Origin of the sequence: Streptomyces sp. enrichment culture (genome assembly GCF_964273255.1) — a bacterium.
In the GTDB taxonomy this organism is placed as follows: Bacteria; Actinomycetota; Actinomycetes; order Streptomycetales; family Streptomycetaceae; genus Streptomyces.
In genome coordinates this window covers 1,115,223-1,141,039 of record NZ_OZ186835.1, presented here as the reverse complement: position 1 = coordinate 1,141,039, position 25,817 = coordinate 1,115,223, and the positions used below count along the sequence as shown (strand labels likewise).

At 74.4% G+C, this 25,817-nt stretch carries 15 protein-coding genes; 12 read left to right on the top strand and 3 right to left on the bottom strand.

Annotation, left to right across the window (positions count from 1 at the left end; all coding sequences use genetic code 11):
• The first annotated feature begins 184 nt into the window (after window positions 1–184).
• From ACSU53_RS04950 to ACSU53_RS04920, 7 genes are all read left to right on the top strand, one after another.
• Window positions 185–1,456 carry a DegT/DnrJ/EryC1/StrS family aminotransferase gene (locus tag ACSU53_RS04950; protein WP_437024959.1) on the top strand — a complete coding sequence of 424 codons (1,272 nt, stop codon included), beginning with the start codon at window positions 185–187 and terminating at the stop codon, window positions 1,454–1,456.
• The gene (locus ACSU53_RS04945) at window positions 1,453–2,625 is read left to right on the top strand and encodes an FAD-dependent oxidoreductase (protein WP_437024957.1); all 1,173 of its coding nucleotides are present in this window, start codon (window positions 1,453–1,455) and stop codon (window positions 2,623–2,625) included. The genes ACSU53_RS04950 and ACSU53_RS04945 overlap by 4 nt, the downstream gene beginning before the upstream one ends.
• Window positions 2,626–2,666: 41 nt before the next feature.
• Window positions 2,667–3,671: an ornithine cyclodeaminase family protein gene (locus tag ACSU53_RS04940; RefSeq protein WP_437024955.1), complete on the top strand. Its 1,005-nt coding sequence runs from the start codon at window positions 2,667–2,669 to the stop codon at window positions 3,669–3,671.
• Between the two features lie 47 nt (window positions 3,672–3,718).
• On the top strand, window positions 3,719–3,931 hold the full coding sequence (locus ACSU53_RS04935) for an MbtH family protein (protein WP_362094903.1): 213 nt from the start codon (window positions 3,719–3,721) through the stop codon (window positions 3,929–3,931).
• Between the two features lie 193 nt (window positions 3,932–4,124).
• Window positions 4,125–5,417, top strand: coding sequence for an MFS transporter (locus tag ACSU53_RS04930; RefSeq protein WP_362094900.1), 1,293 nt, complete (start codon window positions 4,125–4,127; stop codon window positions 5,415–5,417).
• Between the two features lie 153 nt (window positions 5,418–5,570).
• Complete coding sequence (locus ACSU53_RS04925; protein WP_437024952.1) at window positions 5,571–8,948, top strand: condensation domain-containing protein; 3,378 nt, start codon at window positions 5,571–5,573, stop codon at window positions 8,946–8,948.
• Window positions 8,945–10,564 carry an amino acid adenylation domain-containing protein gene (locus ACSU53_RS04920; protein WP_437024950.1) on the top strand — a complete coding sequence of 540 codons (1,620 nt, stop codon included), beginning with the start codon at window positions 8,945–8,947 and terminating at the stop codon, window positions 10,562–10,564. The genes ACSU53_RS04925 and ACSU53_RS04920 overlap by 4 nt, the downstream gene beginning before the upstream one ends.
• 399 nt (window positions 10,565–10,963) lie before the next feature.
• On the opposite strand, the gene ACSU53_RS04915 is transcribed toward ACSU53_RS04920, so the two are convergent.
• Complete coding sequence (locus ACSU53_RS04915; protein WP_362094891.1) at window positions 10,964–11,614, bottom strand: 4'-phosphopantetheinyl transferase family protein; 651 nt, start codon at window positions 11,612–11,614, stop codon at window positions 10,964–10,966.
• A 77-nt stretch (window positions 11,615–11,691) separates the two neighbouring features.
• Here ACSU53_RS04915 and ACSU53_RS04910 point away from each other — a divergent pair, with 77 nt between their 5' ends.
• Window positions 11,692–12,447 carry a thioesterase II family protein gene (locus tag ACSU53_RS04910; RefSeq protein ID WP_362094888.1) on the top strand — a complete coding sequence of 252 codons (756 nt, stop codon included), beginning with the start codon at window positions 11,692–11,694 and terminating at the stop codon, window positions 12,445–12,447.
• A 69-nt stretch (window positions 12,448–12,516) separates the two neighbouring features.
• Here ACSU53_RS04910 and ACSU53_RS04905 read toward each other — a convergent pair whose 3' ends face one another.
• Window positions 12,517–13,539 carry an acyl-CoA dehydrogenase family protein gene (locus ACSU53_RS04905; protein ID WP_437024947.1) on the bottom strand — a complete coding sequence of 341 codons (1,023 nt, stop codon included), beginning with the start codon at window positions 13,537–13,539 and terminating at the stop codon, window positions 12,517–12,519.
• Between the two features lie 2 nt (window positions 13,540–13,541).
• The gene (locus tag ACSU53_RS04900; protein WP_362094883.1) at window positions 13,542–14,735 is read right to left on the bottom strand and encodes an acyl-CoA dehydrogenase family protein; all 1,194 of its coding nucleotides are present in this window, start codon (window positions 14,733–14,735) and stop codon (window positions 13,542–13,544) included.
• A gap of 104 nt (window positions 14,736–14,839) precedes the next feature.
• Between ACSU53_RS04900 and ACSU53_RS04895 the strand changes: the two genes are divergently transcribed.
• From ACSU53_RS04895 to ACSU53_RS04880, 4 genes are read left to right on the top strand one after another with little or no spacing between them, the layout of a single operon-like run.
• Window positions 14,840–18,205 carry a non-ribosomal peptide synthetase gene (locus ACSU53_RS04895; protein ID WP_437024945.1) on the top strand — a complete coding sequence of 1,122 codons (3,366 nt, stop codon included), beginning with the start codon at window positions 14,840–14,842 and terminating at the stop codon, window positions 18,203–18,205.
• Window positions 18,202–21,447: an AMP-binding protein gene (locus tag ACSU53_RS04890; protein WP_437024943.1), complete on the top strand. Its 3,246-nt coding sequence runs from the start codon at window positions 18,202–18,204 to the stop codon at window positions 21,445–21,447. The genes ACSU53_RS04895 and ACSU53_RS04890 overlap by 4 nt, the downstream gene beginning before the upstream one ends.
• The gene (locus tag ACSU53_RS04885; RefSeq protein ID WP_437024941.1) at window positions 21,444–22,277 is read left to right on the top strand and encodes a thioesterase II family protein; all 834 of its coding nucleotides are present in this window, start codon (window positions 21,444–21,446) and stop codon (window positions 22,275–22,277) included. Before ACSU53_RS04890 ends, ACSU53_RS04885 begins: the two co-directional genes overlap by 4 nt.
• Window positions 22,274–25,753: an SDR family NAD(P)-dependent oxidoreductase gene (locus ACSU53_RS04880; protein WP_437024939.1), complete on the top strand. Its 3,480-nt coding sequence runs from the start codon at window positions 22,274–22,276 to the stop codon at window positions 25,751–25,753. The genes ACSU53_RS04885 and ACSU53_RS04880 overlap by 4 nt, the downstream gene beginning before the upstream one ends.
• Window positions 25,754–25,817: the final 64 nt, after the last annotated feature.

Here is a 25,817-nt window from a genome sequence, read left to right as displayed (position 1 = left end):
GTGAACCACACTGCCCGCAGGGTCGCAGCGGCCTCTGGAGAGACAACGGAACCACACTGGAGACTTTCTAGATTTCGGTGCTTTGCTTGAAGTCTCTCGTGTAGCGTGTTTGTTTAGTGGTTGCCATTGTGTTGTGTCGCCGGTCCAGAGGTCGACACAGGTCCATCAGACGATGCGGGGAATCATGGAAAGAGCACCATCCGCAGTCGTTCCGCTCGGCTCCCACACCAGACCGACCCGGGGGAGCATCCTCGGCGACGACGAGCTGGCCGTGATCGAAGAACTGTTGCGGTCCGGCAGCCCCCTCTCCGGGGGCGTCTGGCGGGAGCGCTTCGAGGAAGCGTTCCGCGACCACCTCGGCGCCACGCACGCGCTGTCGGTCACCAGCGGGACCACCGCCCTCCGGCTGGCCTTCCACCTGCTCGACCTGCGCCCCGGCGACGAGGTCATCGCCACCCCCCAGACCTATCTCGCCACCGTGCAGCCGCTGCTGGACTACGGCGTACGGGTCCGCTTCTGCGACGTGGAGCCCGACTCGCTCAACATCGACGCCTCGCGCATCGAGGAGTTGATCACCGCGCGCACCCGGGCCGTCGTCCTGGTCCACTACGGCGGCCGGGCCGCTGACATGCCGCGCATCATGGCGCTGGCCGACCGGTACGGCCTGACGGTCGTCGAGGACGCGGCGCACGCCATCGGCGGCTCGCTGCACGGCCGCCCGCTCGGCTCGTTCGGGCACTTCGGGATCTTCAGCTTCCACTCGTCCAAGAACATCACCACGCTGGGCGAGGGCGGCATGCTTGTCGTGCGCGACGACGACCACGCCGCGCGGGCGGCCGCCCTGCGGGACAACGCGGTCGACGCCGTCTACGTGCCCTCCCGGCACACCTTCGCCGCCACCCGGCGCCCGCCCCCCGGAGCCATGTTCCCGGCCGGCTCCTACACCGCCGACTGCCTGATGCTCCGGGGAACGGGCATCAACGGGACGCTCGCCGAGCCGGCCGCCGCGGTCGGGTTCGTGCAGCTCGGCAGGCTGCCCGAACTGCAGGCCAGGCGCCGGGAGCTGGCCCGGCAGTACACCGAGCGCCTCGCCGGCGTCCCCGGCGTGTACGTGCCGCCGGTGCCGGAGGGCACCGACCACCCGTACCACCTGTTCACCGCGTTCGTGGATCCCGGACTGATCGACCGGGACGCGGTGCTGAGCGCCATGGACGAGGCCGGCGCGCAACTGCCGCTGCGCTACTTCCCCCTGCACCTCATGCCGGAGTGGCGGGCCCACGGTCACCGCGAGGGCGAGTGCCCCGTGGCCGAGCGCCGCTGGTTCCGGGAAATGATCAACATCCCCTGCCAGCCCGGCATCGACGACGACCAGGCCGCCCAGCTGATGGACTTGCTGGAGCGCGCGATCAGCCGGTCGTGGCGACGCGGGCGGACCCCTCTCGGGAGGACCGCATGACCGCACCCCGCACCCCGCACCCCTCCTACGACCTGGTCGTGGTCGGCGGCGGCGCCGTCGGACTCAGCACCGCCTGGTACGCCGCGCGCCGCGGCGCCTCGGTCCTCGTCCTGGAGAGCACCGACGGGCCGGAGAACACCGGCAGCAGCGCCGGCGCCGAACGCCAGTGGCGCGTCCAGTACAGCCAGCGCGACCTCACCGAACTGACGGTGCGCGCCCTGCCCCTGTGGCGCGGCATCGAGGAGGCGTGCGGCCGACGGCTGGTGCACCACACCGGCAGCCTGTGGTTCGGCGAGACCAAGGAGTCCACCAACGAGGGTCAGATAGCCGCCGCGGCCCAGGTCCTCGACGACGCCGGCCTGCCCTACGAGTGGCTCACCGCGGCCGCCATCGAGGAGCGCTTCGGCTTCACCGGACTGCCGGCCCACTACGAGGGCTTCCACCAGCCGGACGGCGGCGTGGTCGACGTCCGCGGCACCCTGTGGTCCCTGGCCCACCTCGCCCGCTCGGCAGGGGCGAGGATCCACACCGGCCGGCGTGTCCTCGCCCTGGAGCCGCACCCGGAGCGCGTCGAGGTCGTCACCGACGACGCCCGCATCACCGCCGGCAAGGTCGTCGTCACCGCCGGCCCCTGGACCAACGAGCTGACCGGCCCGCTCGGCGTCCGTCTCGACGTCGAGGTGTACGAGATGGCCACGGCGTACTTCCGGCTGCGCGACCCGGCCCGTGACCTGCCCACCTGGTTCGCCTTCCAGACCCCCACGGACACCGACTCCAACCTGTTCTACGGATTCGGCGTCAACCCCTGGAGCCCCGGCCGACTGGTGCGCGTCGCACCGGACTTCGAGAGCGACCCCGCCACCGAACCGCCCGCGTCGCGCCCCGGGCCCGACCCGCACCAGCTGCGCCGCACCGCGGACTTCGTCGCCCGGCACCTGCCGATGCTCGACCCGGAGCCCGTGCAGCCGGGGTCGTGCCTGATCGCCCTGCCCCGGGACCACGAGCGCCAGTTCTACCTCGGTGCGCTGCCGCCCGGCGGGGGCCGCGACCGGGTGCTCGTCCACGCGGCCGGGTGGGCCTTCAAGTTCGTCCCCGTCTTCGGCAGCGCCCTCGCCGGCCTCGCCCTCGACGGCAGCACCGAGTACCCCCTCGGGCGCTTTAGCCCGTGACCGGTCACCACCACCCGACACCGCCATCCGAGGAGAAGCCGGTGGGACACCTGCATGTGATCGACGCAGCCGCGGTACGCAAGCTGCTCACCTACGACGACGCGATCCCCGCCATGGAGGACACCATGGTCAGGGCGTCCCGGCGCGAGCTCTACGAGCACCCGCGGGTGACCGTCGAGCCGCCCGGTCACGGCGGCATGGTGCTGCTCATGCCCGCCGTCGGCGGCCCCGCCGAGGAGCCGGTGCTCGGCCTGAAGATGCTCAGCATGTTCCCGCGCGCCGTCGAGCGGGAACTGCCCAGCGTCCAGGGCCTGGTCATCCTGGTCGACGCGGTCCACGGGCAGCCGCTCGCCCTGGTGGACGCCGGAGCCCTCACCGAGATCCGTACCGCGGCGGTCACCGCGGTGGCCACCCGCGCGCTGGCCCGTGCCGACGCCCGTGAACTCACCGTCATCGGCGCCGGTGTGCAGGCGCGCGGCCATCTGGAGGCGCTGTCCCGGATACGCGAGTGGGACCGGGTGCGCATCCACAGCCGCACCCGCGCCACCGCCGAGGAACTGGCCCGCTGGGCCGAGGGGTTCTACCCGCGCGCCGAGGTGTGCGACTCCACCGCGCAGGCCCTGACCGGCTGCGACGTCCTGTGCACCGCCACGTCCGTGGCCGGCGACGAGCCGGTGTTCGACGCGGCGGAGCTGCCCGTCGGCCGCGGCGTCCACATCAACGCGATCGGCGCGTTCGGCCCCGGCTGCCGTGAGCTGCCGACCGAGACGGTCGCCTCCGCACGGCTGATCGTCGACAACCGCGAAGCGGCGCTGCGGGAGGCCGGGGACATCCTGCTGCCGATCGCGGAGGGGGCCCTCACCGAGGACGCCGTCGCCGCCGAGATCGGCGAGGTGCTGGCCGGCACCCGGTCCGGCCGCCTCGACGCCACCTCGACCACCGTCTTCGAGACCCTCGGCCTGCCCGTGCAGGACGCGGTCGCCGCCGCCCTCGTATACCGGCGTGCCCTGGAGCACGGCATCGGCGAGCGCATTTCCTTCCCCTGACCCCGGCCGACCGGCCCGGTGACCCGGACGACAAGGAGCTGACACCCATGAGCAACGACGATGGCCGCACCTACCTGGTCGTGGTCAACCACGAGGAGCAGTACTCGATCTGGGCCGAGGGCCGCGCCGTCCCGCTCGGCTGGACCGCGACCGGGTTCTCCGGCCCGAAGGACGCCTGCCTGGCCCACATAGCGGAGGTGTGGACCGACATGCGCCCGCTGAGCCTGCGACGCCGCCTCGCCGCGGCCGAGTCCCGCTGACCGGACCCGGCCACGCCGACCGGCAGACCGGCGAACCGACAGACCGGCAGACCGGCGAACCGGCAGACCGGCAGACCGACAGACCGACAGACCGACCGACCGAGCACGACACGGCCGCCCACGGACCGCTGCCGCCCCCGGTCCCCCGCACCACCCCGACCCCCGTCCCCTCACCGCAGAGAGGTACTACCTGATGACCACCCAGGAGCAGCCTGGAAGGGCGGCCGAAGCCCCGCGCAGGCCCGGGCTCACCCGCAACAGCGACTTCATGAAGCTGTGGACCGGCGAGTCCGTGAGCCTGCTGGGCAGCGAGGTCTCCCTGATCGCGCTGCCCTCCATGGCAGTCCTCGCATTCGGCGCGTCCGCCGGGTCCGTCGGTCTGCTGATCGCCCTGCAGTGGATCCCCTTCGTGGTCCTCGGCCCCGCGGTCGGCGTGCTCACCGACCGGATGCGGCGCCGGCCCCTGATGATCGTCGCCAACCTCGGCCGTGCCGTCGCCCTCGGATCGCTGCCGCTGGTCGCGGTCCTGGGCTCGGTGAGCATGGCGCACCTGTACGTGGTGGCCGTGGTCAAGGGCGCCCTCGACGTGGTCTTCCAGCTCGCCTACCAGGCGCACTTCCCGGCGCTGATCGAGCGCGAGGACCTGGCCGAGGCCAACGCCAAGACACAGATGAGCCGTTCGCTCGCCGCGGTCTTCGGCCGCAGCATCGGCGGCGTGCTCGTCGGCGCGCTCGGCGCGGCCAAGGCCGTGGCCGTCGACGCCCTGTCGTACGTGGTGTCGACCTTCACGATCTGGGCCATCCGCAAGCCGGAGCCCGCCCCGCAGCCCAACGGCAAGGGCGTCGGCGCGGCCGTCACCGACCTCAGGCACGGCTTCACCACGCTGGTCGGCAACCGGCTGCTGCGGAACCTGACCCTGATGGGCTTCTTCGGCAACCTGGCCGTCTCCATGACCATGGCCATGCTGGTCGTGTACGCCTACGACGACCTGGGCTTCAGCCCCGCACAGCTCGGGTTCGTCATGAGCGCGGGCGGGGCCGCCTTTGTCATCGGCGCGATCTTCTCCCGCAAGGCCCTGCACCACCTGGGCATGGGACGGACGCTGATCGTCACGCACGCCCTGCTCGGTCTCGCCGTGCTCCTGATGGTGCCGGCCGGCAAGGGCACGGCGGGCGTCGTGGTGGTGGGACTCTCGCAGTTCCTCGCCTCCCTCACCACGCCGATCGCCAACGTCGGCATCATGACCATGGTGCAGAAGGCCACCCCGCTGCACCTCATGGGCCGGGTCGGCGGCGTCTCCCTCCCGCTGGTCTGGGGTGCCAACGCGCTCGGCCCCGTCCTCGGCGCCGCCGCGGCCTCCGTGTGGGGGAACGCCGCGGCGTTCGCCCTGGCCGCGGTGCTCGCCTGGGCCGCCATCGGCTGGCTGGTGGCCGGCTCGGTGCACGGCATCAAGGACGAGGTCCCGGCGGAACTGCAGGCCGCCTAGGACCCGGCCCTCCGACCGGCCCCTCCGACCGCACGAGGTCCGGCCGCACCAACCCCCCCGTCGGCCGGACCTCGTGCTTCCCCACGCATCACCGCGCTGCTCCAGAGCGCCCCACCCATTGGCCCGACGGCGACGAGGAAGACGGGTAGGCCCGTGACCGACCAGATATCGACCGATGCCCTGGAAGACAAGCGGCGCCGGCTGGCCAGGCTGCTCGCCGAGCGCGGCCGCGACGAGGAGACCCGGACGGGACCCGTCTCCTTCGCCCAGCGGCGGCTGTGGATCCTCGACCGGCTCGTCCCCGGCAGCTGCGCGTACAACATCCCCATCGTGCTGCGCACCCCCACGGCCCCCGACGGCCGGGCGCTGGCCCGCGCCCTCGCCCGGGTCGTGCGGCGCCACGAGGTGCTCAGGACCGTGTTCCCCGCACCCGACGGCATGCCGGTCCAGCAGGTGCAGCCGCCTTTCGAACCGGCGGTCGAGGCGGTCGACGTCTCCACCGCAGGCGATCCCGCGGCGGCCGCCGAGGACTGCGTCAGGCAGTGGTCGGGGCAGCCCTTCGACCTCGCGACCGGTCCCCTCCTGCGCGTCATGACCGTCCGGGTCTCCGCCGACGAGCACCTGATCGCGCTCTGCGTGCACCACATCGTCTGCGACGGCTGGTCGGTGGGCACCCTCTTCCGTGAACTCGACGCCTACTACCACGAGTTCACCGGAGGCCGGGCCGCCTCGCTGCCCGAGCTGCCGCAGCAGTACATCGACTACGCGATCTGGCAGCGCGGCCGCCTCACCGGCGAGCGCGAGAAGGAACTCACCGCGTACTGGCGCGAACGGCTCAGCGGCGCCCCGGGCATCCTCCAGCTGCCGATGGACCGTGCCAGGCCCACCGGCCACCGGGTCAACGGCGGCAACGAGGAGTTCGAGTTCTCCGAGGACCTGGCGCGCGCCGTCCACGACTTCGCCCTGCGGGAGCGGACCACCCCGTTCACCGTCCTGCTCACCTGCTTCTCCGCCCTGATGGGGCGCTACAGCGGCCAGGAGGACGTCCTTCTGGGCGTACCGGTCGCCGGACAGAGCCACCAGGAGCTGGAGGGGCTGATCGGCTTCTTCGTCAACACCCTGGTGGTCCGGTCCGACCTGACCGGGGCGCCCACGCTGCGGGAGGCCGTGGGGCGCGCCAAGGACGCCGTGCTCGGCGCCTTCGCCCACCAGGACATGCCCTTCGAGAAGCTCGTCATCGACTTCCAGCCGGACCGCAACCCCACCGTCAGTCCCGTCTTCCAGGTGCTGTTCAACTACCAGACCGCGGGCGACGAACGGGTACGCCTGCCGCACCTCGGTGCGGACCTCGTGCCGTTCGACAGCGGCATCGTCCGCTTCGACCTCGAACTGAACCTGTACGCGCACGAACGGCGCCTCGGCGGCTCCTGGGTGTACAACGCGGAACTCTTCGACTCCGCCGTGATGCACCGCATGAGCCGGACGTTCGGACGCCTGCTGACCCGGGCGCTCGCCGAACCCGACCGGCCGCTCGGGGAGATCCCCCTGCTCGACGAGGCCGACCTGGCCGAACTCGCCCGGCTGGCCGCCCCCGCGACGGACGCCGTGGAGCCGGCGGTCCGCGCCGAGGAGGTCCTCGACGCGGGCGCCGACGTGCGTGCCGTGCTCGACGCGCTCGCCACCGACGCGCCCGGGGCCGGCGCGATCACCGAACTGCGCATCCGCCCGGGCCTGCTGCACCAGTTCGTCGCCGCGATCGAGGACGGCGCCGCCGTACGGGCCCCCCGGCGGATCGTCTGCTCCGGCGAACCCCTGCCGCTCACCCTGGAACGGCGCTGCCTGGCGGCCCTGCCGGCCACGGAGCTGCACACCCGTTACACCAGCCCCGCGGCCGGTGAGATCGCCGGCCGCCGCTGCGCCGGTGACGTGCCGGCCGGCCACGACATCGCGGGCCGCCCGCTGGCCGGACGCCGCGTCCGGGTGCTCGACGACCACGGCAACCCGGTGCCCGTCGGCGTGCCCGGCCGCGTCCACGTCTCCGGGCCGGCCACCGACGGCGGCCCGGAGATTGACACCGGCGACCTCGGGCGCTTCCGCGAGGACGGCGCCCTGGAGATCCTCGGCCGCCGCGACGAGCAGGTCCACCTCAAGCAGGTCAGGGTGCCGCGCGCCGAGATCGAGGCCGTGCTCCTCACCCACGAGGGCGTCGGCGACGCCCGGGTCGACGCCCGCCTCGACGACACCGGGAACCTGGTGCTGGTGGCGTACCTCGTCCCGCACCGTCCGCACCGCCCCGGCTCCGAGGAGACCGGCCGGCTGTGCGAGGAGCTGCGCGCCCACTGCCAGCGCCTGCTGCCCGAGGTCCTGCTGCCCACCTCCTACGTCGTCCTCGAGGCGTTCCCGCTCACCCCCGACGGCCGGGTGGACCGCGCCGCCCTGCCCGCCCCCGCCGCGGAGCGGCCCGGCGCCGCACCCGTGCACACCGAGCCGTCCACCCCGCTGGAGGAGACCCTCGCCGGGATCTGGCGCTCCGTCCTCGGTCTGCCGTCGGTGGGCGTGCACGACAACTTCTTCCTGCTCGGCGGCCATTCGCTGCTCGCCGTGCAGGTGATGTCCCGGCTGCGCCGCGCGACCGGTGTGGACCTGCCGGTCAGCGTCCTGTTCCGCTACCGCACCATCGCCGATCTGGCGGTGCGGATCGGCTCACTGGGCGCGGGCGCCCAGGAGCGGCCCGGGGCCCTGGCCCGCATCCAGTCCGGCACCGCCGCGCCCGCGCTGGCCCTGGTGCACCCGGCGGGCGGCAGCGTCTTCTGCTACGCCTCCCTGGCCACGGCGCTCACCAACCGCACCGTCTACGCCTTCGAGGGAGGACAGGAGGCACCCTCGCACGAGGCCCGCGCCGCCGCGTACCTGGCCGAACTGGAGGCCGCCGACCCGGGACCGTACCTGCTGGGCGGCTGGTCGCTGGGCGGCACCCTCGCCTTCGAGATGGCGCGCCGGCTGCACGCGCGGGGCCAGGATCCCGGACCGGTCGTCCTCATCGACTCCTTCCTGTACGACGGCGACCCCGACAGCCCGGACACCCACGCCTACCTGCTGCACAGCTTCCTGCGGGACCTCACCGCCGACCTCGGCATGCCGGTCCCGGCCCTCCCACCGGGCAGCGAACTGCTCACCGTACGGCGCCTGTTCGCCGACGTCCTGGACGGCTGGGGCGACGCGGTGCCCGCCGGACTGGACCTCGACGAGGTGGTGCGGCGGTACGGCATCTACCGGGACAACATGCTCGGCCTCGCCGCCTACCGGCCGACCGGCCCCCGCTACCCGGGTGAGGTGCACCTGGTGCAGGCGGAGCGGTCCCCGGAGGCGGTCGAGGGCTGGCGGGCGGTCGCCGAGAACATCGTGGTCCACCGGGTGCCCGGCGACCACTACAGCATCATGCGCAATCCCGAACTGACCCGCGTGGCCCGGATACTGGACGGCGTGCTGGGTGCCGCCGGCCGCATGACGGAGGAGGCGCACCGCCGATGAGCATCGACATCCGACTTCCCGCCGCACCCGCGCCGGCCGCCGGGCGGACCCGCGCCGGCGGCGCGCCGAGCGTGCTGCACCTGGTGGCCGACGCGGTGGCCCGCCACCCCGACGCCCCCGCCCTCGCCGGACACGGCGCCACCGTCACCTACCGGGACATGTGGCTGCGGGCGGGCGCGGTCGCCGCCCGCCTGCGGGCGGAGGGCATCGGGCCCGGGGACGTGGTGGGGCTGGCCGCGCTGCGGTCCACCGAGCTGATCGTCGCCCTGATCGGAGTGCTGCGCTCGGGCGCGGCGTTCCTGCCGCTGGACTCCGGCTACCCCCGGGCCAGGCTGGAGCACATGCTCGACGACGCGCGGGTGGGCGTGGTCCTCGGCCATCGGGAGACGGCGGAGCGGTTCGCCACCGCGGACCGCACGGTGCTGCTGCTCGACGAGGATCCCGCCGCGCGCACCCGGACCCCGGCCCGGGGCGCCGCCGGAACCGCCGGGCAGCCCCTGCTCCCCGAGCTGCCGGCCGCGGGGGACCTGGCGTATGTCCTGTACACCTCGGGCACCACCGGAGCCCCCAAGGGCATCGCCATGCCGCACGGCGCGCTCGCCAACATCGTGGAGTGGCAGACCGGTGCCTCCGAGGCGTCCGTCGGCAGCCGCACCCTGCAGTTCTCGGCGATCTCTTTCGACGTCGCGTTCCAGGAGATCTTCGCCTCGCTCGCGGTCGGCGGCACCGTGGTGTGCGTGAGCGACGAGGAACGGCGGGACCCGCTGCGCCTGTGGGAGGCGGCGGCACGCGAGCGGGTGGACCGGCTGTTCCTCCCGTACGTGGCGCTCCAGGCGCTGGTCCTGGTGGCCGAACCGGGGGCGCCCGGCGCGCCGCCGCTGCGCGAGATCGTCACCGCCGGCGAGCAGTTGCAGTGCTCCCGGGCCCTGCGCGCCCTGCTGGCCGCACTGCCGGGCTGCCGCCTGATCAACCAGTACGGGCCCTCGGAGGCCCACGTGGTCACCTGGCACTCCCTGGAGGGCGACCCGGACGGCTGGCCCGCCCTGCCGCCGATCGGTCTGCCGGTGCCCGGCAACCGGGTGTACGTCCTCGACCCGATGGGCGAGGAGGTGCCGCCCGGCGGCATCGGCGACATCCACGTCGGGGGAGTGCAGGTCGCGTACGGCTACTGGAACCGCCCGGACCTGACGGCGGACCGCTTCCTCCCCGAGCCGGGGCACCGGGGGAGCCGCATGTACCGCACCGGAGACCTGGCCCGGCGGCGGCCCGACGGCTTGCTGGACTACCTCGGCCGGGCCGACGACCAGGTGAAGATCCGCGGCTTCCGGCTCGAGATCCCCGAGGTGGAACGGGTGCTGGGTGATCTGCCGGGGGTCTCCTCGTGCGCGGTGGCGGTGCGGGGCGAGGACGGCATCGAGAAGTCGCTGGTCGCCTTCGTCGTGCTGGAACCGGGGCTGGGCCCGTCCGCCCTCGCCTCCCTGCGCGCGGACCTCGCGGACCTGCTGCCGGACTACATGGTCCCGGGCCGGTTCCGCGCGGTGACCGGCCTCCCCGCCATGCCGAACGGAAAACTGGACCGTCCGCGCCTGCGGGCGATGGCGGAGAACGCGGAGTGAGAACCCCGGTGCGCGGCGGGGCCCACCGCGCGGGCCGTCCGCCCGTGGCATCGCGGGGCGTTCGGGGCGGCCGGGGAGCCGTGGCGCCCCGGGGCTCCGCGGACGTCCGGTGCGTCGGGCGGCCCCCGGTCCCGGGCCGCGCGGCTCCGGCCGGCTCCCTCCGCGACCGGCTCCGGCCGCTCCCTCCGGGGGCGGCCGGGACCAGGAGGTGAGGTGCGTGCACGGTCTCCGGCCGGGAGGCGTCCGCCGCTGCTGTGGACGGCCCTCCGCGCGCACACCGGGCGGCGGGGCGGCGGCTCGGCGTTCCCGGGGCCGCGGGACGTGCCGCGGCGCGCGTACGCCGGCGGGGCGGGCAGCCCGGTCCGCCGCCCGCCCCGCCGGCGTCACCGCGCCGGACGCTCAGGGCGCCGTGACGACCACCACCGTGCGGACCAGGCCGGGGGAGACCGCGAACCGGCCGTGCAGCACCTGTGGTGCCGGGCCCGGGCGGCCGCGGGCGCCCAGGACGCGGGCGGTGAAAGTGCCGTCGCGCGGATCGGGTTCGACGCGGACGTCGTGGAAGCCGAGCCGGCCGCCGGCCAGGGGGAACCAGGCCTTGTACACGGACTCCTTGGCGCTGAAGAAGACGGTCGGCCAGTGGGGGGCACCGCCCCCCGGACCGTGCCACCAGTCCTCTTCCTCCGGGCGGCAGACCAGGCGCCGGGTGGACGCGTCCAGGCACATGCTGTCCTCGGCGTCGATGCCGATGGACCGGAAGCGGTCCGCACGGGCCGTCGCCGCCGCGCAGTAGTTCCCGGTGTGCGAGATGCTGCCGACCACCCGCGGCGGCCAGACCGGTGCCCGGTCCCGGCCCGCGGGTACGGGCACCGCGGGCAGGCCCAGGGCCGCCAGGGCGCGACGCGCACACGCACGGCCGGCCCCGAACTCCCGCCGCCGGGCGGGGACCGCTCGCTCACCGAGCGTCGCGGCCTCCTCGGGCAGCGGTTCCTCGGCCCAGTCCGAGGCGTCCGCCACCGCCACGGCCACGGCTCCGGGAAGCAGGTCACGCATGCACATCACCCCGGCATTCCACTGTGCCTACGGTTGACTTCTCCACAGTCTCTATAGTGCTTATGTAGTATGTGGTCATGAATACTGCAAAGTCAACGTCGTCCCCCTGGTTCCTCACCCCGCCCTCCGAGGACGCGGAGGTGCGGCTGTTCTGCTTCCCCTACTCCGGCTGCGGCGCCTCCATGTTCCGCAACTGGCCCACCCGCATCGGCCCGGCCGAGGTCGTCCCGCTGCAGCTCCCCGGCCGGGAGAACCGCACCCGGGAACCGCACTTCGGCACCTACGAGGAGCTCGCCGACCACCTCGTGGCCGGCATCGCCGGGCACCTGGACCGCCCCTACGCGGTGTTCGGGCACTGCGGAGGCGCGCTGCCGGCCTTCGAGAGCGTCGTGCGGATCGTGGAGCGCGGACTGCGGCCGCCCGAGCGGGTCTTCGTCTCCTCCCAGGTCGCCCCACAGGACGGCCCCTACGGGCGGTTCCTGGGACTGGACGAGAAGGGGCTGCGCGCGGAGCTCGTCGCCCTGCTCCGCGCCCTCGGGGCGGCCGAGCCGCCGGAGGAGATCCTCGACCTGTACCTGGAGGTCCTCGTCGCGGATGTCGAGGCCAACAGGAAGTACCGCAAGGACGCGGCCGGTTCGCTGCCGTGTGCCGTCACCGGGATCGGCTGGGACGCCGACGTCGAGGTCCCGCACACCCTGATGGGCGGCTGGGCCGACTGGGTCCCCGAGGGCGCGGCCCGCAAGGAGGTCCTCGGCGGCACGCACTACACCTTCCTGGACGCCCCCGCCGACCTGGTGGCCTGTCTGGCCCGGGACCTGACCGCCATGGCCTGACGTCCCGCGGCCCGGGTACGGACGAGGCCCCGCCGGCGCCCGGCGGGGCCTCGTCCGTACCCGGGCCGCTCAGCTCCCCGTGGCGGCCAGCCTCCCGCGTCCCGCGTCCAGCCAGAGACCGGCCGGCGGACCGAGCCGTACCGCTTCCACCGTCGCCAGCCGGTAGGCCGTCGCCGGGACCGAGTGCGCCAGCATGCCCCGCACGCCGTGCAGCTGGAGCGAGAGCCGCGCGGCCTTCAGCGCGTGCTCCGCCGCCGCCGCGAGGATCTGCGGTGCCGCGGCGGGCGCCCCGGCGTCCCGGTCGTGCGCCCAGGCCGTCTCGTTGAGCAGCAGGTTCCAGCCGTCCGCCTCGCCGAGCAGCGTGGTGATGCGGTGGCTCACGGTCTGGAACTCCAGCAGCGGCTTGCCGAACTGCAGGCGCCGGCCCACATGCGCCCGGGCCGTGTCCAGGGCCCGGCCCGCGATCCCCAGGAGCAGCGCGGCCTGCCGCACCCGGGCCGCGGCGACCGCCCGCCGCCGCTGCGCCTCCACGACCGGCACGGGCTGGCCGGCCGCCGCTTCGAACCGCCAGCGCGCCGCCGGAGTGCCGAGCAGCCTGGCCTCCTCGCGCCGCACGGTCGCCGGGTCCGGCCGCACCAGCAGCCAGCGGTGACCACCGCCGTCCGTCGCGGCCCGTACCAGGGCGACGTCCCAGTCGGCCGCGGGCAGTGCCCCGCTGGTGCCCCACAGCAGCCCGTCACCGTCCAGGCGCACGGTCGTCGGTCCGTGCAGGCCGATGCCGACGGCGGAGCCCACGCCCTCGTGGATGCGGGCGAGCACGTCCTCCAGGCCGTCGACGCCGGCATCGGCGAGCAGTTCCAGGCACAGCACGGTCTCGCGCAGCTCCGGAACGGTCTCCAGGGCGCGGCCGAGTTCCAGGTGGACCGCGATGTCGGCGGTCAGTCCGAGGCCCATGCCCCCGAGGGAGAGCGGCAGCCCGACGGACGGCACGCCGACCGCGGCCAGTTCGCGCCGCGCCCGACCGGTGTGGGTGAGGGCGAGCGCGACGGCGTCGGCGATCCGGCTCTGGATCGGATCCTGATGCAGGTCCATGGTCAGCGCCGCCCCCCGCCGGCCCGGAGGGGTCCGGGGTCGGATTCGTGGTGCAGGCGGGCGCCCGCCACGATCTCCAGCAACACCTCGGAGGCACCGCCCGAGATGGTCATGCCGGCCGCCTCGCGGTAGGCGGCCTCCAGCACCTCGGTGGGCGAGGACGGCGGTCCGCCCGCCGCGACCGGCAGGCCGAGGCGTTCCAGCGACCACCACGCGATCCGCTGCGCGGTGTCGGAGTTGTGCCACTTGGCCAGCGACGCCTCGGCGATGTCCGGCTCGCGCTCCTGCAGGCGCTGCAGCGCCCGGCTGGTGAGCAGCCGCCCGGCGTCGAGCCGCGCCCAGTGCCGGGCCAGCTCCGAGATCTCGTCCTCACCCGCCTGCCGGCCGCTCGCCGTCAACTGCTCCTCGGCGAGCCGCAGCCAGTGCAGGCCGCGGGCGTAGTAGTCGACGCCGCTGCGCTCCGCCGAGAACATCCCGGTGATCAGGGACCACCCCTCGCCCGGTGCGCCCAGCAGGGCGTCGGCCTCCAGCCGGACCCCGTCCAGCAGCACGTCGTGGAACTGCTCGTCGGCCAGGCTGGGCAGCGGACGGACCGTCACCCCGGACGCGGACAGCGGGGCGAGGAAGAGGCTGATGCCCTCGTACTGGCTGACCGAGTCGTCGGTGCGGGCGGCGATCAGCGCCACGTCCGCGTAGGCCGTCTTGAGGTTGTACTTCTTGCGGCCGTGCACCGTCCACACACCGGTACGGGGGTGCTGCTCGGCGCGCGTGACGACTCCCGCGAGGTCGGATCCGTTGTCCGGTTCGGTGAACAGGATGCACGCCGCGAGGTCGCCGGAGGCGAGCCGGGGCAGCAGATCGCGCTTCTGCTCCTCCGTCCCGGACTGGAGGATGAGCGACCCCACGATCTGAACGGAAATGAAGTAGAGACTCTGTGGAACACCACGCCGTACGAGTTCCTCCATCAGGACGACGGTCTCGGTGAAGTCACCGTCCCGGCCGCCGTACCGCGAGGGCCAGGCCGGGGCCAGCACCCCGTGCTTGCCCAAGTGGCGGTAGAGCTCACGGGCATCGCCGTCCATGCCGTCCGCCCGCAACGCGACCGCGTTGAGCAGGTCGTCGACCGCGGGCGAGTACAGCACCTCGCGCAGCTCACGGCGAAACTCGTCTGTTGTCCGCAGAATGCTGAAGTCCATGGCCTCACCCTTGTCGAGACTTTCCTCACCGTACTAGAGTCAACATAATCAACGAAGACTGTTGATGGAAGTCGACATGACACCCGAGTTGGGGGAAGACCGCGATGACACAAGAGAGCGAGCTCCTGCGCCGGTTGCGGAGTCTGCCCGCCGAACGACGAGAGCAGTTCCTCCGGGGAATCGGCACGGTGGAGCGCGGGACCAGGGTGTCGCCCCTCACCTTCCGCCAGGAGCAGTTGTGGGTCTTCGACAAGGTGTCACCGGGCGACAGCCGGTACGCCCTCGCCTTCGCCTACACCCTCAACGGTGACCTGGACCGGGACGCGCTCTCCGCCGCCCTCGACGAGGTGTTCGACCGGCACACGGTGCTCCGCTCGGTGTTCCCGCACGACCACCCCACCGGCGAGCAGATCGTCAGGGGGAGGCCGAGCGTCCGGCTCACCGCCGAGACGGTCGGTGAGGAACGGCTGCCCGAACGCTGTGAGGCCCTGGTCCGTGAGGAACTGCGGCACGGCTTCGACCTGGACGGCGGGCCGATGATCCGGCTGAGGCTGCTGAAGGTCGCCGAGGACCGGCACGTCCTGCTGTGGTTCGCCCACCACCTGGTCTTCGATCCCCGGTCCGCCGGCGTCGTCCTGCGCGACCTCGCCGCCGCCTACGCCGACCGCACCGCCGGCCCTTCCGCCGGACGTCCAGAAGCCCGCGGACACGGCGCCCAGCGGCCCCAGTTCGGCGCCTACGCCGCCTGGCAGCGGGACTGGGCGACCTCCGAGGAGGCGGCCGGCCACCGGAACTGGTGGCGCGCAGCCCTCTCCGGCTGGGAGAGCACCGAGATCACCCCCGACCGGCCGCGCGGGCTCGTCCTCGACCTCACCGCGGGCACCGTGCAGCGCACCCTGGACGAACCGCTCGCCCGCTCGGTCGGCGCACTGGCCCGCCGGCTGGGCGTACCGGACCAGGACGTGCTGCTCGCCGCCTGCTTCGCGCTGGTGAGCCGCCTCACCTCACGCACCGATCTGCTCATCGGGGTGCCCGGTGACGTCTTCGGTGCCTTCGACCCCGACCTGCTGGTCGGCGACTGCGGTGAGCTGCTGCCCGTGCGCGTCGACACCGACGGCGCCACCTCCTTCTCGGACCTGGTCCGCCACGCCCACGAGGCCCGCACCGCCGCCGCCGACCACGGCGGCCTGCCCTTCAAGGAGTTGCTGGCCGCCGCCGGGGTCGAACCGGACCAGGGCAGGCTGCCGCTGGTCCAGCTCGGTTTCGAGGTGACCCCGCCCGCGGTCCGGCGGGCCGATGCCGGGGACCTCACGATCACCCTGGAGCAGCTGGACACCGGCAGCTCCCCGTTCGAGTTCGCCCTCTCCGCCGAACTCGGCTCCGCCGCACCCGTCCTGCGGGTCCGGTACGCCACCAGCCTCTACACCCCCGAGACGGCCCGGCTCTTCCTGGACCGCTACCTGGGGCAGCTGCGCACCCTCTGCGACGCCCCCGAGGAGCCGTTCACCCGTGCCCCGCTGGCCACCGAGGACGAGCGGCGCGCCATTCTGACCCGGTGGAACGTCCCCGCCGGTGACACGGACACCCCGGGAGACCCGGACGGGGCGGAGACCGTGCACGAGGCGTTCGCCCGCACGGCCGCCGGCCACCCCGACCGCACGGCGGTCACCGGCCCGCACGGCACCCTGACCTACCGTGAGCTCGACCGGCGGGCCAACGCCCTCGCCCACCGCCTGGCCGACATGGGCACCGCCCCCGGGGAGCTCGTCGGCGTGGCCATGCGGCGCACCCCGCGGCTCGTCGAAGCCGTCCTCGCGGTCCTCAAGTGCGGTGCCGCCTACGTGCCGCTCGACCTGGGCAACCCGGCCGCCCGCAACGAGGCCGTCCTCACGGACGCCGGGGTGCGCGTGGTCCTGGGGGACGCCGCGACCGCGGGGGAGCTGCCCGACGGCCCCTGGCAGCTGATCGACGTCGAGACCCTCGGCGCGCAGGAGCGGCAGTCCCCGCCGGCCGTCGCGGCCCACCCGGCCGACCTGGCCTACTCGATCTTCACCTCGGGCTCCACGGGCCGCCCCAAGGGCGTCCTCGTCGAGCACCGCAACGTCACCAACTTCATCCGCACCACCCAGGAGATGTTCGGCCTCACCGCCGACGACCGCTTCCTCGCCTTCGCCTCCACCGGCTTCGACGTCTCCGTGTTCGAACTCTTCGGGGCGCTCCTCACCGGCGCGAGCGTCTACCTGGCCGACGAGGACCAACGCCGGGACATCTCCGCACTGGACCGCATCCTCGCCGACCAGCGCATCACCGTGATCGACCTCCCCCCGGCGATCATGGACCTGCTCACCCCGGAGAACTACCCCGAGCTGCGGGTCTGCTTCGTGGGCGGGGAGGCCTTCAGCGGCGAGCTCACCACCCGCTGGGCGGCCGGCGGCCGGGCCTTCTGGAACGGCTACGGGCCGACGGAGACCACCGTCACCGTCATCGCCAAGCGCTGCGAGGGAACCTGGCACGCCTCTCCGCCGATCGGGCGGGCCATGCGCAACCACCGGGCGTACGTCCTCGACGAGAAGCTGGACCTGCTGCCGCCGTCGGCCTGCGGCCAGCTCGCCGTCGCCGGCGCCGGCCTCGGCCGCGGCTACCTCGGACGCCCCGACCAGACCGCCGAGCGCTTCCGGCCCGACCCCTACGGGCCGCCCGGTTCCCGGATGTACCTCACCGGCGACCTCGCCGGCTGGCAGAGCGACGGCGACCTCGTCTTCCGCGGGCGGATCGACCGCCAGGTCAAGGTCCGCGGCGTGCGCATCGAACTGGGCGAGGTCGAGGCGGCGCTGCTCGCCGTGCCCGAGATCGGACAGGCCGTGGCCCACGTGGTGACCGGCCCGCGCGGCGACAACCTCCTGGTCGCCTACGTCACGGGGGCACCGGAGAGCCCGCTGCACCTGGACTCCGTGCGGACCAACCTGGCCGACCGGCTGCCGCCGACCATGGTCCCCACCTTCCTGGTGCCACTGGACGACATCCCGCTCACCGCCAGTGGCAAGGTCGACCGCAAGGCGCTGCCCGCCGTCGAATTCGCGCCGGTGGACGACGACACCGACGACGGCGAGCGCACCGAGACCGAACGGCTCCTCGTGGACGAGGTGTTCAAGCCGCTGCTCGGCACCCCCCGGGTCGGCGACCACGACAACTTCTTCGCCCTCGGCGGCACCAGCCTCCAGGCGATCCGCATCGCCCCCAGGATCAAGGCCGTCTTCGGCGTCGAACTCCCCATCGCCGACTTCTTCCGCAACCCGACCGTGTCCGGCACCGCCCTGGCGGTGGACGCGCTCCTGGCGCGGACCCGCAGCCATCGGCAGAGCGTCCTCGACGTGCTCGCGATGGTGGAGAGCCGCGACGACGAGGAGGTCGCCGCGCTGCTCGGAGCGGGTGACGCCGCCGGAGCGACGACGAAGGGAGTGACCCCGTGAGTGACCGAGGGACCGTGTTCCCGGCCGCCGCCAGGACGGCGGTGGACCCCGCGCTCGACCGGTTCCGCACCGTCGCGCGGACCTCGCGGGTGCGCAGGCTCGCCCTGCGTCTCGCACCGCCCGCGCACATCGGCGAGGAACGCCTCGACGCGGCACTGCACGCGCTGGCCGCGCGGTACCCGCACAGTTTCGCGGCGACCCTGCGGCGGCCCGACGGGTCGCTCACGGTCGATCCCGACGCGGCGGGCATCACCGTCCGCCGGGTGCACCTGCCCGAGGACGCCGCCGCGCTCCTCCTGGAACGGTTCGAGAGCGAGCCGGAGGAGCACGAGGCCCCGGCCGGCAGCGGGCCCTCCCTGGCGCGCGCCCTGATCGCCACCACCCCGGCCGGCCTCCGCCTCTCCCTGGTCCTCGACCGCATGCTCGTCGACCACGCGGACGCGGCCCTGCTGCTGTCCCGGCTCGCGGAGCTGTGCGGGCAACCCGAGGACGGGACCCGCCCCGGGCCGGCAACGGCCGGGACGCCTGCGCCTGCGACCGCGACCGGCCCGGACCCGGTGCCGGGCCCGTCGCCGGCTCCCGCCGAGGACCCGCCCCCCGCCCCGACGGACGAGCAGGTCGGGCGGTTGCGCAAGGAACTGCTCGGCGTGCCGTTCGACCACGCGCTGCCGCGCCTCCCCGCCGTCGGTGACTCCACGCGGGTCCCGGCCTGGTCGCGCCACTCCTTCGCTCTCCCCGCGGACCTCCTCACCGCTGCCGCGCGCCTCGCCGCACCCGGCGGGGACGGTTCCGCCGCCCCGCTCGCCGGCGGCCCCGCCGTCCCCGTGACCGGCGGCGAGGTGCTCGTGGCCGCGTGGGCGCTGGTGCTGCAACGCTGGTCGCGGCTGGAGGAACTGGCGGTCGGCGTGGAGACCGACCGGACCCGGCCGGGGCGGCGGCCCCGGGGGGCCGTCGCCGAGGTGCTGCCCGTGGTGACCCGCACGGGCGCACTGCGGACGGTCGCCGGTCAGGTGGCGGACGCGGTGCGCCGCGGGCTCGACGAGGCGACGCTGCCCGTCCCGCTCCTCGCCCAGCTCGCCGGACGGCCGCTCTCCGAGGAGAGCCCCAGCCCGTACGCCTCCGTGGTCGCCCTGCGCCCCGCACTGCCCGCCGAGTGGCACGCGACGGAGGCCACCGACCCGGCCACGGAGACCGAACTCGAACTGGTGATCACATCCGGCGGTGCCGCCGAGATCCGCTACCGCCGCGACGTGTTCACCCGGCGCACGGTCACCGCACTGGCCCGCCACTTCGTCCGGCTGCTGCGCTCCGGACTCGACGCCCCCGACGCACCGCACCACCGGCTGGCCATGCTGGACGAGCAGGACACCCGGGAACTGCTCCACGAGTTCAGCGACCTGCCCGACCGCTGGGAGCCGCGCGCCGCCCTGCACACGCTCGTGGAGCGGCACGCCCGGCTCTCGCCCGGCACACCCGCCGTGGTGCGGGGCGCCGAGCGGATCACCTACGCGGAGCTGAACGCCCGCGCCAACCGGCTCGCCCACCACCTGACCGCCCGGGGCCTGCGCCGCGGCGACGTCGTCGCCCTCAGTCTGCCCCGCTCGGCCGAGTGGATCGAGGCACTCCTCGCCGTCCACAAGACGGGCGGTGTGGTCCTCCCGGTCGATCCGTCGGCACCGGCCGCCCGGCTGGCGAGCGTCTTCGCCAAGGTGCCGCCCCGGCTGGTGATCACCACCACCGCGGCCCCCGCGGCCGGGCTCCTGCCCGACGGCACCCTGCTCAGGGACACCCTCGACGGTGAACTGGCCGGTCTGCCCGACCTCGACCCGGGGCTGGACGTCCGCCCGGACGACCTGGCCTACGTCATGCAGACGTCCGGCTCCACCGGCGAACCCAAGGCCGTGTACGGCCAGCACCGGGTGATCGTCCACGCCGGCGCCTCGTTCGCCGACGCGACGCTCCTCGGGCCGGGGGACCGCGGCAGCTGGACGACCCCCACCGGGTTCGGCACCACCATGGCCGAGGTCGCCCGGATGCTCGTCGTCGGCGCCACCGTCCACGTGGCCGAGCCCGGCACCGTCGCCGACCCGCCCGCCTTCCGGGACTGGGTCGTCGCGAGCGGCATCCACTCCGTGTTCGTCGTCACCTCCGTCGGCAACAGCCTCCAGAACCTGCCCTGGCCGCCGGACACCGCCGTCCGGGTCCTCATCATGGGCGGCGAGAAACTGCACCGATGGGGGCCCTCCGGCCTCCCGTTCGAGGTGGCCGTCGGCTACGGCTGCCACGAGGCGCTGTTCGTGGCCAGCCCGCTCCAGCCCTGGGAGAAGCGCCTGACCGCGTCGACCGCCACCGCCCGGGACCGGCTCACCCCGCCGCCCATCGGGCGGCCCAACCCCGGGGTCCGGATGCGGATCCTCGACGACGAGGGCGAACTCCTCCCGGCCGGTGCCCTCGGCGAGATCTGGTTCGGCAGCCCCGAGGCCGCCCTGGGCTACTGGGGGGACCCCGCACTCACCGCGGACCGGTTCCGCCCCGACGCGCACGGCCCCGCGGGCAGCCGCCTCTACCGGTCCGGCGACCTCGGCCGCTACCGCCCCGACGGACTGCTCGAACACCACGGCAGGACCGACGACATGGTCAAGGTCCGCGGCTGCCGTGTCGAACTCGGCGACGTCGAGACCGCGCTGCTGACCCACCCCGGCACGGCGGAGGCGGCCGTGGTCCCCGTGCGCTCGGCGGCCGGTGACCTCCAGCTGGTCGCCTGCCTGGTGACCAGGCCCGGCCACGACGGGCTCGACGGCACCGAGCTGCGGGACTTCCTCGCCGAGCGGCTGCCCGACTACATGATCCCGGTCGCCTTCGTCCGCCTCCCGGAACTTCCCCGCAACGCCAACCGGAAGGTCGACCGGCGCGCGCTGCCCCCCGAGGACTGGCCGCTGTGGCGGGTCCGCGCCCCCTACCGCGAGCCCGCCGAAGGACTGGAGGCGACGATCGCCGGACTGTGGGCCGAGGTCCTCGGCGAGATCCGCTACGGGGCCGACGACGACTTCATGGACCTCGGCGGCGGCTCCCTCGACGCCGGACGCATGCTGGTCAGACTGCGACAGCGGGTGCCGCAGGAGGTGTCCCTGCAGGACCTGTTCCTCTTCCCGACGCCCGCGGCGCTCGCCCACCTGCTGTCGGGCCGCGCGGCCGCCTCCGCACCCGCCCTGCCGGCCATCACCCGCAGGCGGGCCTCATGACCGCGCCCGCCCCCGCGCCCGGGGCTCCCGCACCCTCCGTGTTCACCGCCGAGTCGCCCTGGGTGCGCCGCGCCGCGCGCCCGGGGCGGCCCCGGCTGCGACTGCTGTGCTTCCCGTACGCCGGCATGGGCGCGTCCCTCTACCGGTCCTGGCCGGCGTTGCTGCCCGAGGACATCGAGATCGTCGCCGTCCAGCCGCCCGGCCGGGAGGACCGCGCGCGCGACCCGCTGCCCTCGGGCGTCCCGGCCCTCGCCCGCGCGTGCGCCTTCGCCCTGCGCCCGTACACCACCGTGCCGTACGCGGTGTACGGGCACTGCGCGGGCGCCGTACTGGGCGCGGAGACCGCCCGGGAACTGGTGCGCCGCGGCGCCGCACCGCCCCGGCTGCTGATCGCCGCCGGACACCGGGCCCCGCACCTGCCGGCCCGCGCGAAACCCCTGCACACCCTGCCCGACGCGGACTTCCTCGACGGGGTCCGTGCCCTCGGCGGCATCCCCGGACGACTGCTCGGCAACGCCGCCTTCATGGAGTTCCTGCTGCCCCTGCTGCGCGCCGACTTCGCCCTGTGGGAGACCCACCGGCACGCGCCCGGCGCACCCCCGTTGCCGTTCCCCGTCCTGCCGGTGCGGGGCGACGCGGACACCGTCGTCACCGAGGCCGAGGCCGCCGCCTGGCGCGAGCACACCACCGCGCCGCCACGGGACGTCGCCCAGGTGCCCGGAGGCCACTACTTCGTCAACGACATGACGCCGCAGGCCGTGGCGGTCCTGGTCGCGGCACTGGAGACCACCCGGCTCCACCCGCCCGCCGAGTTGGAGGAAGCCTCATGACCCAAGCCCCGCCGCGGCCCGCTCTGGTCGTGGGACCCGAACCCGTGGTGCCGCCCGGTGCCGCGCGCACCCTGCAGGAGGCGCTCCTCAAGGCGGCCGCCGACGCCGGCGGACGCGGAACGGTCTACGTGCGTGCCGACGGCACGTGCGAGCGGCAGACCTACGCCGAACTCCTCGACGAGGGTCTGCGCGTCCTGGGCGGCCTGCAGGAGCTCGGCCTGCGCCCCGGCGACTCCGTGCTGCTCCAGTGCCACGACAACCGCGCCTTCGTCACCGGCTTCTGGGCCTGCGTGCTGGGCGGCTTCCTGCCCACTCCGGTGGGCGAGGCCCGTGACTACACGCGGGAGAACGCCGTCACCCGCAAACTCCACGCCGCCTGGACCCTGCTCGAACGGCCCGTCGTCCTCACCGACCGCGCACTGCGCGAGCCGGTCCGCTCGCTCGCCGCGCAGTGGGGCGAACCGGCGATCCGGGCCCACGCCGTCGAGGACCTGATGGCCCACGCGCCCGGCCGCGTCGAACCGGTCACCCCCGGCCAGGATGTGCTGAACCTGCTCACCTCGGGAAGCACCGGCGTCCCCAAGTGCGTCCGGCACGCCAACCGCTCCCTGGTGGCCCGCACCTACGCGGCCATCGACGCGGGCGGCTTCACCGAACACGACGTCGCCCTCAACTGGATGCCTCTCGACCACGTCGGCGGCATCGTCATGTTCAACGTCCGGGACGTCTTCCTGCGCTGCGAGCACATCAACGCCCGCACCGAGAGCGTCGTCGGCCGCCCGCTGACCTGGCTCGACCTGATCGACCGGTTCAAGGCGACCAACACCTGGGCGCCGAACTTCGCCTTCTCCCTGGTGAACGAGCACGCCGACGCCATCGAGCGGGGCAGCTGGGACCTGTCCTCCCTGCGCGACATCTGCAACGCCGGCGAGGCCGTGGTCGCCCGCACCGCCCGCCGCTTCGTCCGGCTGCTGCGCCCCCACGGCCTGCCCGCCGACGCCATGGTGCCCTGCTGGGGCATGTCGGAGACCTCCTCCGGAGTCACCTACTCCCGGCTCGACCCCGACGACCCGGCCGTCGGCACCTTCAGCGTCGACTCCGCGACCCTCGACACCCGCCTCGTCGAGGTGCCCCACGACTCCGAGCGCGCCGTCACCTTCACCGACGTCGGCGCACCCGTCGCCGGGGTCCGCCTGCGCATCGTCGACGAGGACGGCCGGCTGCTGCCGGAGGGGCACGTCGGACGGCTGCACGTCTCCGGCACGACCCTGTTGCGCGAGTACCACGGCAACCCCGCCGCCAACGCGTCCTCCTTCACCGAGGACGGCTGGTTCGACACCGGTGACCTGGGCTTCCTGCTCAACGGCCGGCTGGCGCTCACCGGGCGGAGCAAGGACATGCTCATCGTCAACGGCGCCAACTACCCCTCCCACGAGGTCGAGGCCGTCGTCGAGTCCGTCCCCGGCGTCCGCGCCACCTGGGCGGCGGCCTGCCCCGTGCGGGACGGCGACACGGACGGTGTGGTCGTCTTCCACGTACCGGCCGAGCACGCGCCCGACACCCTGGAGCAGGACATCGCCTCCACCCTGGCGCGGGACATCGGCCTGCACCCGCGCGCCGTCGTCGCCCTGTCGGAGGACGAGTTCCCGAAGACCGCCAGCGGCAAGATCCAGCGGGCCGAACTGGCCACGGCGTACGCGCAGGGACGCTACGACCGCCACCCGGACGACGAGGCCGACAGCTGGCTCCTCGAACCCGTCTGGGAGCCCGCGCCGCGGGCCGGGGGCGGCACCGGGCAGGACGTCCCCGCCCGCCCCCCGGCCGAACCCCTGCTCGTCTACGCGCCCGAGGGCAGCGCCCTGCCGGTCGCCCTCGCCGACGACACGACGGGACCGGGATGCCCGATCGCCGTCGTCCGGGCGGGCGCGCCCGGCTCCCCGTTCCTCACCGACGGCGCGCTGAGCGTCACCATCGACCCGCTGGACGCCGGTCAGCACGCCCGCGCGCTCGACCACGTCGCCGCCGGTCTCGGACGCGTGCCCGAACACGTCCTGCACGCCTGGGAGTACACCGCGGACGTCCCCGGCGTCCCCGATCCGCAAGGTGCCGTGACCGGGGTCCTGCTGGCGCTGCGCGCGCTGGCGGCCGGCTGCCCGCACGCCAAGGTCACCGTACTGACCCGCCACGCCGCCGCCGTCGGCGACGGCGACACCGTCGACCCGGGCCGGGCCGCGCTCGGCGCCCTGGTGCGCACGGCACGCGCCGAGCGGACCGTCGCCGCCGTACGCCTGGTCGACATCGCCGCGGACGCCGACGACACGGCGGCCGTCGCCGCCGTGCGCGGCGCGCCCGCCGAGGACGTCAGCGCCGTGCGCGCGGGCTCCGTCGTCCATGTGCAGCGCCTGCGGCCCGTGCCCGAACCCGGCACGCTCGCCGTCCCCCGCGAGATCCTGCCCCCCGGCGGCACCGCGCTGGTCACCGGCGGGCTCGGCGGGATCGGGCGCGAGGTGGCCGGCCACCTGCTGTCCGCGCTCGGTGCCCGGCTGCTGCTCACCGGCCGTACCCCGGAGGCGGAGCTCACCGGCGAACGCCGGGCGGCACTGGAGGAGTTCAGGGAGCTCGGTGACGTCGCGTACGCCGCCGTGGACGTGGCCGACGGCGCCGCGCTGGAGGCCGCGGTGGCCGCCGCCGAACGACGCTGGGGCCGTGCCGTGGACGTCGTGCTGCACCTGGCCGGGGCCGACGTGCGCGGGCAGTGGGACGCGCTCGACGCCCACACCCTGACCGCGCAGACCACGGACGGCCTCGCCGCCATGATGCGGCCCAAGGCGGGCGGCGCCCAGGCCGTCGAGCAGCTCATCGCGGGCCGGCCCGGCACGGCGGTGGTGCTCTTCTCCTCCGTCAACGGCTTCTTCGGAGGCAGCTCCTTCGGCGCGTACGCGGCGGCCAACGCGGCGCTCGACGGCTACGCGGCACGCTGGGCGGCCCGGGGCCGGACCGTGCGCTGCGTCGCCTGGAGCATGTGGGACGGCACCGGCATGAACGAGGGCAGCCCGCTGGCGGCCGCCGCCCGCCACCGCGGGCTGCGGGGCATCGACCCGGCGCGGGGCGTGCAGCTCCTGCTGGCCGCTCTCGCACGGCCGGAGACCTGTCTGCTCGCCGGGCCCGACCCGGCCAACGAGCACATCGCGCCCTACACCACCGGTGTGCGCGGGCGCGGCCCGGCGGGGCCGGCCCGGGCCGCGTACAGTCCCCCCGAGGGCGAACTCGAGCGCGAGATCGCCGCGGTGTGGGCGGACGTCCTGGGTGTCGACCGCGTCGGCCGCGACGACACGTTCTTCGTCCTGGGCGGCGACTCCCTGCGCGTCATGCGGATGATCGGACGGCTGAACGAACGCTTCGCCGCGTCCCTCCCGGTCTCCGCCGTCTACGACCACCCCACGGTCCGCGTCCTCGCGAGCGCCCTGGCGGCCTGAACCGCGCCCCTCCCGGCGACGGCGGCACCCACCCCCGGGTGCCGCCGTCGCCTTCGTGCGCGGC

Excerpts from the sequence above, each read along its gene's own strand:
- ACSU53_RS04950 (WP_437024959.1), top strand. The coding sequence starts at position 185 with ATGGAAAGAGCACCATCCGCAGTCGTTCCGCTCGGCTCCCACACCAGA.
- ACSU53_RS04945 (WP_437024957.1), top strand. The coding sequence starts at position 1,453 with ATGACCGCACCCCGCACCCCGCACCCCTCCTACGACCTGGTCGTGGTC.
- ACSU53_RS04935 (WP_362094903.1), top strand. The coding sequence starts at position 3,719 with ATGAGCAACGACGATGGCCGCACCTACCTGGTCGTGGTCAACCACGAG.
- ACSU53_RS04930 (WP_362094900.1), top strand. The coding sequence starts at position 4,125 with ATGACCACCCAGGAGCAGCCTGGAAGGGCGGCCGAAGCCCCGCGCAGG.
- ACSU53_RS04920 (WP_437024950.1), top strand. The coding sequence starts at position 8,945 with ATGAGCATCGACATCCGACTTCCCGCCGCACCCGCGCCGGCCGCCGGG.
- ACSU53_RS04915 (WP_362094891.1), bottom strand. The coding sequence starts at position 11,614 with ATGCGTGACCTGCTTCCCGGAGCCGTGGCCGTGGCGGTGGCGGACGCC.
- ACSU53_RS04910 (WP_362094888.1), top strand. The coding sequence starts at position 11,692 with ATGAATACTGCAAAGTCAACGTCGTCCCCCTGGTTCCTCACCCCGCCC.
- ACSU53_RS04905 (WP_437024947.1), bottom strand. The coding sequence starts at position 13,539 with ATGGACCTGCATCAGGATCCGATCCAGAGCCGGATCGCCGACGCCGTC.
- ACSU53_RS04900 (WP_362094883.1), bottom strand. The coding sequence starts at position 14,735 with ATGGACTTCAGCATTCTGCGGACAACAGACGAGTTTCGCCGTGAGCTG.
- ACSU53_RS04895 (WP_437024945.1), top strand. The coding sequence starts at position 14,840 with ATGACACAAGAGAGCGAGCTCCTGCGCCGGTTGCGGAGTCTGCCCGCC.
- ACSU53_RS04885 (WP_437024941.1), top strand. The coding sequence starts at position 21,444 with ATGACCGCGCCCGCCCCCGCGCCCGGGGCTCCCGCACCCTCCGTGTTC.
- ACSU53_RS04880 (WP_437024939.1), top strand. The coding sequence starts at position 22,274 with ATGACCCAAGCCCCGCCGCGGCCCGCTCTGGTCGTGGGACCCGAACCC.